Annotated in this window: 7 protein-coding genes (1 of these 7 running past the window's edge); 5 read left to right on the plus strand and 2 right to left on the minus strand. The window is 63.1% G+C overall.

Annotated elements, in window-relative coordinates; translation table 11 throughout:
• The first annotated feature begins 554 nt into the window (after positions 1-554).
• Positions 555-953: a hypothetical protein gene (locus tag E2493_RS16675; RefSeq protein ID WP_135089040.1), complete on the plus strand. Its 399-nt coding sequence runs from the start codon at positions 555-557 to the stop codon at positions 951-953.
• Position 954: 1 nt separating this feature from the next.
• On the plus strand, positions 955-1,884 hold the full coding sequence (locus tag E2493_RS16680; RefSeq protein WP_135089043.1) for a hypothetical protein: 930 nt from the start codon (positions 955-957) through the stop codon (positions 1,882-1,884).
• A gap of 590 nt (positions 1,885-2,474) precedes the next feature.
• Here E2493_RS16680 and E2493_RS16685 read toward each other — a convergent pair.
• Together E2493_RS16685 and E2493_RS16690 are read right to left on the minus strand one after the other, a co-directional pair.
• Entirely contained in the window at positions 2,475-4,037 is a 1,563-nt protein-coding gene (locus tag E2493_RS16685) for a DNA polymerase (RefSeq protein ID WP_225421543.1), read from the minus strand.
• A gap of 16 nt (positions 4,038-4,053) precedes the next feature.
• Positions 4,054-5,754, minus strand: a complete 1,701-nt coding sequence (locus E2493_RS16690; RefSeq protein WP_225421544.1) for an RNA-directed DNA polymerase — start codon at positions 5,752-5,754, stop codon at positions 4,054-4,056.
• 460 nt (positions 5,755-6,214) lie between these two features.
• On the opposite strand from E2493_RS16690, the gene E2493_RS16695 reads away from it, so the two are divergent.
• The 3 genes from E2493_RS16695 to E2493_RS22265 all read left to right on the plus strand — a co-directional run.
• Positions 6,215-6,457 carry a hypothetical protein gene (locus E2493_RS16695; protein WP_135089048.1) on the plus strand — a complete coding sequence of 81 codons (243 nt, stop codon included), beginning with the start codon at positions 6,215-6,217 and terminating at the stop codon, positions 6,455-6,457.
• Between the two features lie 410 nt (positions 6,458-6,867).
• A complete protein-coding gene (locus E2493_RS16700; RefSeq protein WP_135089051.1) occupies positions 6,868-8,166 on the plus strand; it encodes a hypothetical protein in 1,299 nt (432 codons plus the stop codon).
• Positions 8,167-8,470: 304 nt separating this feature from the next.
• Positions 8,471-9,734 carry the 5' portion of a recombinase family protein gene (locus tag E2493_RS22265; protein WP_404828331.1) on the plus strand. Its footprint extends 332 nt past the window's final position, so 1,264 of the gene's 1,596 nt are visible here — the first part of the coding sequence; it begins with the start codon at positions 8,471-8,473; the stop codon falls past the right edge of the window.

The following is a 9,734-nucleotide window of genomic DNA, read 5'->3' on the forward strand; positions in this document are numbered from 1 at the left end:
ATGTCGGACAGTGAGCAGGCCGCTTGAGCAGCCACCGGCGGGCTCCCGCTGGTGACGGCTACCCGCCGATCCACGTGAGCCGGGTATCGTACTTGGCGACCGCCTCTGCTGAGGTTGCGGTCGGTGTCGGTCCTGACAACGCTGCGCATGTGTAACCCTTCGTAGTCGCGCCATCATGACGCACTGATCACAGAAGACACATAGCACGCGCTATGTCATGCAGATTTTTTGGGAAGTTGTTGCAATTGTTGCTCATGTTGAAACTGTTGCATCTGTTTAATTTGTAGTGTCGTATCGACCAGTTTGTCCGGCCATGTCTTACTTGTGTTCACCACAAGGAGGACAACTGTGAGCTACAGAGACGACAACAATCCGGACAAACCTCGGCCGTGTGCCACTATTCGACACGAAATCGAGCGAGACATCCAGCAGAAGCTGCCCATCTACTTCCAGGAGATGGTGGCCGCTCGTCCCAACGGGAGGTCGGCGAACGATATCACACTCGCGCTATGGCCCAATGTCGCCGGCTCCCGCGGCAGGAGACTGCGGCCATGATGAGCACCGCTGCCGAGGACCCGGTGAAGCTGCGGCTTCGTGCGCGCAAGACCAATGATCAGGGGGAAAGCGTCGCCAGCTTCGTGGCCCGCTACCTCGACGAGATCCAGGCCGCTCGCCACGAGGGAAAGTCATGGGACGCGATCGGACGCGACCTCCGGCCGGACAACCCGATCAAGGGCGACACGGTGCGAAAGAGCGTCGAGCGGGCCGAGAAAGCTGCGGCGTCAAAGGCGAAGCCGAAGCGACTCCGGATTTCGAGGGCCAGCAAGGCTCGCTTCCCAAATGCCGAACCCCAGCCGGTTCCGGCCCAGCTCGAGCTCGGCATGCCCGCGGAGACGGCAAAATCCTCAGGCTTGTTCAGCCGACGAGTCGACCCTTTGAGCGAGGAAGAATGAGATGGCAGAGAGTAGTAGTGTTATGAGTAACCCGCCGACCGTTATCCTGTCCGCCAGTCCGAAGGGCGGCTGCGGGAAGACGACAGTCACGGACGCAACGGCTTCGGTGAGCGTCGCGTCCGGGCACAGCACGCTGGTCGTGGACGTCGATGACGGGAACAGCGGCTACAGACGCAGAGCCGGAAAGGGAGCTGCGCTCTCGCTGTCGTGGACCACGACCGCCGACCGCACAAGGCCGTGGCTCGCCAAGAACGTGTACGGCAAGGACGTCGTGATCTTCGATCTCGGCGCCAACCTGGTCGCAAGCGAGAGTCCTGTGACGGAATTCCTCGGCGAGGCCATCCTCCAGCTGAAGGCGACCGGCTCGCGAATTGTGTTCTTCGCCATCGCGTCGCCGAACGCGCCCGGCACGGGGCGCCTGATCAGGTCCATGCGGGACGACTACAGTTCCGTTGCCGAGGTGTACATCGTCGAGAACAACGTGGATGGCTCGAATGCCTTCCCGGAGAACATGGGCACGTTCGGCATCACGACCATCCCCTTCCCGCACATGGACCCGGGCATCCAGGCGGTTCGCATGCTTCGTGAGGAACCGCTCCTCGAGGTCTTCCGCGCTCCGTCGCCGGGCTATGAGGTCGCCACCGCTCGTTACGCTCAGAAGGTTGCCAGCTTCGCGAAGCAAGAGGCTGTGCGCGGGCTCTTCGGAGACGACGGCCTCCCTGAGTTCCAACGGCTCGCTGCCGCGGCACCGGGCGGTCTGCGTTATGCCATCGGCGGCCTTCGTGGAGCCAGGAACGAGGCGATCCGGGCGAATGAGAGATTGCTCCTCGCGTCCCGTGAAGTTCGGAGCGCAGACAGAACGAACCGGGAGCTGGTCTATGCGAAGGCGATCGAGCTCATAGATGCGGAGGCCGCTTACAGGGCGATCTGATCAGGGTTGATCAATGGCGAAGCCGCCCGTCGCCCATGCGCCGGGCGGCTTAGCTTTTGGCGAGCATACGCGGCCCCTGACAAGAAGCGGACGGGCGGTAGGGTGCCAATCACGGTCCTTCGCCCAACTAACAGCCGATACCAGAAGCGGTCGTTAGTTCAGGCGTCGACGGGCACGACTGGGGGTAAGCGGACCGTTCGCTTTGGGATGGCAAATCGGCCTAACCGAACGATCAGTCATGTGACGAGGAGCGGGGCCCTCGTAGTCCAGAAGATGAGGGCGGAGTGGCTAGATCTCGCCTTCGCGGACCTAGCCCGATCAACGCGATCGTCTCAGAGGCCCTTCAGCAGCAGCCTAACATCACTACGTCGCAATTCCCCCGGTCGTCGAGGAGCGCGCCGACGCGATCCAGCAGATCGCTCACTCCTAAAGGCCAAACTGGACTTCGACCATCCAACGTCAGAGCAGCGGCGACAGGAGCTCGAGACGTATAGCCGGCGTCGTCCTTCGGCTGATCGCGCGGCGAGCCTCAGCGCTCCCGCTCGCGAGACGATCCGTCGGCTCACCACCACTGTGCCATCTGAAGGTTCTCAGAGTTCGCTGTTTCTGGGGGCGGAAAAGGTTAGCTCACGCTCCGCAAAGTCGCTGATCGACGCCTTCCCGGTGACCCTTGCGCTGAGCACATCGGTCATGGCGGCCTCGAAGGCGTCGACGACCCTGTCCGGCGTTTCGGCGAGCGTGTGCTCGAACAGCAGCGCGTCGTGCATGGGCAGGACCACCCTCACGTCGCTCATGGAGGCGGCCGCCAGCAGCGCGCGCTTGAATATCAAAGACGCCGTCCCTTGGACCACCTGGCTAACGGCCGAGCGCTGTTCCTTCCCAGTGAGCTGACCGCCGCCACTCCGTCGGTAGTGGTTGCCGAAGACGGTGGTCACCCGGCCGGTACGCTGGAATTCGGCCCATACGGACTTCTTCCAGTCCTCGTACCGCTGGAAGAGCCGGAATGCCTCCTTCGCCTTCTGTCGGTCTACCCCGAGCGAGGAGGCTGCATCTACCAGAGCTTTCCGGCTCATTCCGTATGCGTATGACAGAAACAGCTGCTTGGCGGCCTTTCGGTTGCCCACCAGGTCCAGGTGTGTGTTCGCGAAGAGATCGTACATGTCGCCCGCGGCGTAGAGACGCTTAAGCTCCTCGTCGTCGGAGAGGGCGGCCATTATGCCGACCTCGAACTGATCAAAGTCGACGTAGCTGAGTTGGGCGCCATCGTGCGCGCTGATGATGGATCGGTACCGTTTTGGGATATTCTGGAGGCTGGGACTGCGCAGTTGGACGCGGGACGTGCGCGAGCCGAACACGTCCACGACTGGTCGAGTGCTGTTGCTGGTCAATGTGAGAGAGCCGAGCACGCGACGTGCGGTGTCGAGGGCAAGCAATGCCATGGTATCGCCGCCGAAGTCGCGGTCGTGTGGCACGAACTCGAGAAGGTACTCGACGGAGACCTCGTCTAGTTCGAAGCCCTCCAGAAGCAGCTTGGCCTCTATGGTGCGCCTGCTCGGCGTCTCGAGCGGCATGTCGTGTTTGGCGGAATAATCCTTTAGCAACAGGAAGTAGTCGTGCTCCGCCTGGCACCGCTTTTCCGAGAGTCCCGCCGCGTCGATGGAGATTCCGGCTGACATGGAGAGCTGTAGCACGCGGTATGCCGGTACCTCGACAGTGAAAAAGCGCTCGAACTCACCGTTGGCAAATGCCTGCGTGCAGAGGTCGAGGTACATCGCCCCGAGCGCCGTCGCGGCCTGGGCGGCGATGACCCCATCGAACGGGACGCCCTTGTTGAACATTTTCTGATAGGCGTCGCAGACTTCCTGCTCCGCCCCATACTGCCCGAGATGTGTCGTCACATCGCGCTTCTCGCGGGCGAGCCGGTCCTCGGGGACACCGCTGATCGAGATGCGGAGCTCGTCCACGTCGACGATTGTGCGGGGCAGAGTCCCCGTCTTGTCGAACAGCGCGTCGCGGATCATCCAGAAGTCGTGGCATACGACGATTCCTGCGAACCCGACGACGCTTGCGGCATCGGTTTCCTGGAGCTGGCCATCGTGGAACCAGTAGAAGGAGTCAGCTCCCCTGCCGGTGAAGTCCCTCGTGAAGAGCATCAGCCTAGAAGGCAGGTCAATCATAGCCGCTGACTTCGTCGACAAGGTTCAGCAGATCCGTGTTCTCGCGGACGGCGAACGGCAGGCCGTCCTCATTGCAGTGCCGCTCAGCCCTGGGGCTGGTACCCTTCAGGCAAATCGGCACATGGCCATAGAGGGGACGCAACGCCTCTTCGTCGAGCACTGACGACGCGATCAGGAGGTACCGGGCGTTCTGGTAAGGCAGGGAGCCGAACTCCCCAATGCACTTTTCAAGGAGGGCCTTTTCGTCCACGCAACGCAGCCAGATGAGGATTGCCGCCGCCTCGCCCGACTTCATGTCCTCCCGCAGCTTACGGTCCGCCAGCGCCACGAGCTCGTCGGAACGGTGTCTCCGCACCGCGAGCAGCATCCAGATGTTGTAGTTCTGCCAGTCGTGGATGGCCCCATCTTCGGCGAGCAGGAACGCCTCCAATGCCGGCAGGCAGCGACCGTCGCGGTCCAGCGTGGCTATCAACCGGCAGTATTGGTCGGTCGTGACCGCATGCTCGGACAGCGAGCGCGACAGGGTGTCGAGAAGGTTGATCGACAGCGCGTCGCCCACGTCAAAGAGGCCGGACTCGACGATCTTCGCCACCCGGTTCACCGCAAAACGAAAGGTCCGCGTCTGCGAGTCTCCGGCTCCGATGCATCGGCTCAGAATGTCGAAGATGTAGGTCACCGACCTGGTCACGATGCGGCGACTGCGGGACTGCCACATCTGATTGATCGCGATCGTGGAGCTGTCCTGCGAGGGGAAGTACTCCGCGAGCTTCGCGCTCGAGACATCCGGGGCGAGGATCTCGGTCTTGTTTGCGTTTATGTTGAGACCGACTGTCCGCAGCTGCCTGATCAGATCCTGCAGCGCACGCCGGGCGTGCAGCTCGGAGTCCGCGATGATGCGGATGTCGTCCACGTAGCGGTAGTAGTCGTAGCCCTTCCTCGTCATCTCCCTGTCCACGAACGACAGCAGGATGTTGGACAAGAAGGCGGAGGCGTCGCGGTTCTGTGGGAGACCGTGATCCCGGCTGAACGTCCATTGGGAGAGTAGCCGGTCAAGCGTGGCGATCGCATTGCGGATCTGTAGCTTCTCCGGGCCGGTCGCCACGAGGTCGGGAACCGCCCTCTCGAGCGCGTCTACGATCTGCACGCGCGACACGTTCTCGAAGAAATTGCTCAGGTCGGTGACCAGCAGATGGCGTCCAGATCTACGGAAGGTCAGCGTGACGCCCTCGAACGTGAACCAGCGGTCGATCTTGTTCTTGAACAGGTACTTCGGGTTCAGCGGCGCTGGCTCGTAGCGGTAGCTTAGCACTCGGTGACCGAGAAGCGAGTCGTAGAATGGGATTAGGAAGCTGCAGATCGCCTGATAGACGAAGCGGTCGAAGAAGTCGGTTTCTAGTCCGTAGCGCTCGCCGTATCCCTTCTTCGGTATGTTCCGGACGATGCTCCGAGTGCCGCGATACACGCCGTTCCATTCCTGCAGGAGCGAGATAATGATCCGCTTCGCCTCGGCTGCGTCCTTGAAGAGATCGTCGTACTGCAGGCAGTCGAAATACCAGTCGTCGCGCATATCTTGGCGGAGGTGCTTCAGCACCAGATCGAACTGCACTGGAAATCCCAGTGCCTGACCGTTCAGCCAGAAGGCGGGATTGAGCACATAGTCGGCCTCGTCGTCAGCTTCGCTACTGCTTTCCACTGCAGAGTGATCCCTCAGTTCCGCCAGGTTAAGCCCCAGACCGCGGCACGGTCTAGCGGGTTTCGACCGAATCGTCAGCAACGGCCGCGCGGGCCGACGGCGTCATCCGTCCATACCGACGGCGCGACCATGCCGATCTTGCGGACTCGAATCGTGCCGATTTTCGGAAGATCTGACTGGTGACCTCCGAGGCGGTAATTCACTTCCCCCCTGGTTCTGGTGCGTCACGTCTGGCGGTGCGGACCGCGGCCCTCCCGAAACGCCCAAAAACGGGATTGGCGGCTTGCTGCTCTTGCCCCGCTAAGCTGCGAGTCAGCTAACGGCCAACTTTCGCCGATCCGGAGGGGCCGCCGCGGCGCACCGTAGGTTGCACCGCTGCAGGTGCTCCTCAAATTCAGGTTACCCCCGGCCCCAGACCAGAGTGCTTTATCTGGTTTGTCCTCACACTTTGGAGGACGACATGAAGAGCATAGATGACCTTAAGAAAGCCCTCAAGCCTGATCAATACGGACGCGTGACCCTCGCCAATGTTGCGGCGGTTGTCGAGCTCCACCGCATCACTATTCATCGGAGAGTCAAGAACGGCACGTTCCCGCCGCCGCTCGAAGGGCTCACTCGTGTGATGTGGATGTTGGAAGACATCGTTACTTACTGGGAGCTGTTCGGTCCCCGCCCTTGGAACCCGTGGCAGCCCCGCATGTAGACTGCAAGCGGCCGCATCCTCAGGACGAGTCTCAAACATTGCTGTAGACAACCTGCCCGAGTGAACATACCTATAGGGTACTGCCCCGGGTATGAGGATGCGGCCCGCGGCATTAGGTATAGCCGGCTGCGTGCTCCAGACGCAGCCGCCGCAGATCACGAGGGGCGCGCTCATCCCCTCTTTTTTCGACCTGGCGCGGTACGACCAGATGAAGCCGCTCCCACGCACGCGGGGGTATTTGTTGTCGATCCTGGAGCGGTCGACGCAATGGCTGAAGGTTGTACTACATGCGTCAGGAGAATGGATTGGGGGCTGCAGCCTCCCGTAATGAGCAAGTTACCGTTTGGGGAAAGGCGCGGCGGCGAAAGGTCTCTGCGGAGCGTGCACACGCGCCTGCGCAGGCCGCCTGTTTGAACGTCACCAGGAGGGGCGTCGACCCCGAGGAATTCGCCGACGCCGCGCTGAACTTCATCCACGCGTCAGTTCGCGGCCAACCCGGACGTGCCAGAGGACAGATCGATCGTCTCGCCAACTCCGTCCGCACAGGCGGGCTGAGCGAGGATCAGGCCCGCGAGCGGTTGCATCCGCGAGCCGGACCGTTGCCGCCCGTGCCCTCTGCGCACCTCGAGTACGCTTACTCGATCCCCACAGCGAGCTACGCCGGCCCGGTCTCCACAAGCGGCTTCGCGGCGCTCATGATTTCGCGTCGACGAGACGAGGCCGTGATCGAGGTGCTGGAGAAGCATCTGGGCATCTCGCATGAGAGCCACGGAGACGATCTGAACGCCTTTCGATCGCAGCACCCCGGCATTTACCCGCTTATCGTGGCGGCGAAGCTGGGCTCTGCGATGGAGGCCGCAAAGTGCGCGGGGTCGAGCACGCTGATCGGGAGAACGGCGGCCCTAGTCACCCAGCACGCGTTGCACCTCGCCGTAGCGACCGCCCATATCCGGATCGCACTGCTTCGCTCCTATGCACGGGAGCCGCTGGGCGGGGGGTTCGCCGGGCGCAAGGAGTGGCTCAACATGGGCCACGTCTGCACGTCGACGCTGATCGAGCCCGCCAGGGCTGTCCACAACCTGCTGGACCTCGAGATCCCCGCTGGCGCTACCGATGACGAGGCGATCAGCCTCGCCACCGCAGCGGGGGCCCTCCCGGCGGATGGATCGGCAGGTGCCGTCGTCTCCACGGCCAGGAGGGTCAGGGAACAGCTTCCGGCGCGCTTCAAGCATGACAATGCCTGGATCTACGTCCCGCATGTCGCAGCCCTCGTGCAGAAGCATGTCCGCCCGCTCGCCGGTCTCGGTGTCGCGGATCTCAAGGCTGCCAAATGGACGAAGCAAAGCTTCTGCGAGCAGCGGCTGGGCGTCAGCGCCTCGGAAGGCGCTGTGATCGTCGCGATGAACCTGCTGCTCGCAGGCGAGCGGATCGATGCGTGCGTGGTGGCCAAACGCGCCGAAAAGCCCCTCCCCACGTTCCCGGACGCACCCGCGGCAAACAGCCTGGCCACAAACGCGCTGGCGCGGATTACGGAGGCGCTCCGCGTCGAAGGGCAGCCGGACCGCCACTCTCTCCGCGAAGTTGGGGATCCGGACAATCACACCAGTCGGCAGCTCGTGCTGAAGGTTCGCGGGAAGGTCGCCGCCGGCGGCGTTGGGGACGCCTTGCAGCACCTGCGGATCGACCCGTCGGTATGGTTCAGGAGGTGAGATCGGCAATGACAGTTTCGAGATCGATTTCAGGTTACCCCCGGGTCTGGAACAGGTCGTGGCATTCTCCGATGGATGAAGCGCCCCGTACCGCACCATGGCTCCACGCCGCATCCCATTCCGACTGGGCACGAGCGCGCGCTCGCCGAGCTGGTCCGGTTGCTGGCGCGTCAGGCGGCGGCGGAGCATGTGAACGGAAGCGCGCACCCTTCGTCCACTCGTTCGTGAGGAGGGCCGTGCGATGAGGCTACAAAAGCCCCGGGTTGCCATCTACGGCCGCCACTCGACGGACAAGCAGAACCCGATGTCGAGCGCCGACCAGGCCGCCTCCTGCATGCCGCTGGTCGATTACCTCGGCGGGGAGGTGGTCGGAACCTACCTCGATGGCGAGGTCTCCGGCTACAAGCGCGACCGACCGGGTCTCCGTGCCCTGCTGGCCGATGTTCGAGACGGCAAGATCGACGTCGTCGTCTCTGAGGCCCTCGATCGTCTCGCACGTGACGGCGAGGACATCGCCTGGCTCGGCAAGAAGCTGCGCTATGATCGGGTCCGGCTCTTCACAGTCACCGAGAATGAAATCGACGACGTGAAGCTCGCTGTCGCCGGCCTGCTCGGGTCGATGTTTCTCGCAAACCTGCAGTTCAAAACTCTCCGGGGCATGGAGGCCGCCGTGATCGCGGGTAGGTTCGCCGGCGGCCGCGCGTACGGCTATCGAAAGGTCGTGCGGGTCGATGCGCGGGGTGAGGCCGTCCGCGGCGGTCTCGAGGTCGAGAACGAGCAGGCGGAGATCGTGCGGCGCATCTTCGACGAATTTGCCTCCGGCCTCTCGTCGATCGCAATCGCCAAGCGGCTGAACGAGGAAAGAATCCCAGGCCCGCGCGGCGGCGCCTGGAATGCGTCGACGATTCGGGGCGATCCGAAGAAGCTGGTCGGCATCCTCAACAACCCGCTCTACCGCGGCGAGCTCGTATGGAAGCGGCGGGAGTGGCGCAAGAATCCCGACTCCGACAAGCGCGAACGGCGCTACCGTCTGCGAGACGAGACCGAGTGGCTGCGGGTCGACATGCCCGACATGCGTATCGTTGACGAAGGCCTCTGGAATGCCGTTCAGGCGCAGCTGGCGAGCCGCCGACGGGATCCGAGCGTCACGCCCTCCCCTGTCGTGCAGCGGCGGCGCAAGCACCTCCTCTCCGGCTCGATCCGGTGCGGGACGTGCGGCTCGAACTACACGATCTCCGGCAAGGACTATTATCGCTGCGCCGGCGTGAAGGAGAGAGGGACGTGCAACAATCGCCTCTCCGTCCGCAAGGGAGCTTTGGAGGGCGCCGTGCTCTCGGTCCTGGAGAGTTGTCTGCTTACGCCGGAGCTGGCTGAGCTGTTCGTCGGCGAGTTCAAGCGCGAAGTTCGTCGGCTCTCGGAAGGCGTCGACCGGGAGGCCGGCGATGCGGCCCTGCGGCTCGCGGAGCTGGAGCGGCAGATCGACACGCTTGCCCGCAACATGCTGGTAAGCGAAGCGAGTCCTACGCTGCACCGCATGCTCACCGAACTCGAGCGCGAGAAGGCGGACC

It is taken from the genome of Sphingomonas parva (ex Maeng et al. 2020) (assembly GCF_004564275.1).
GTDB lineage: Bacteria > Pseudomonadota > Alphaproteobacteria > Sphingomonadales > Sphingomonadaceae > Allosphingosinicella > Allosphingosinicella parva.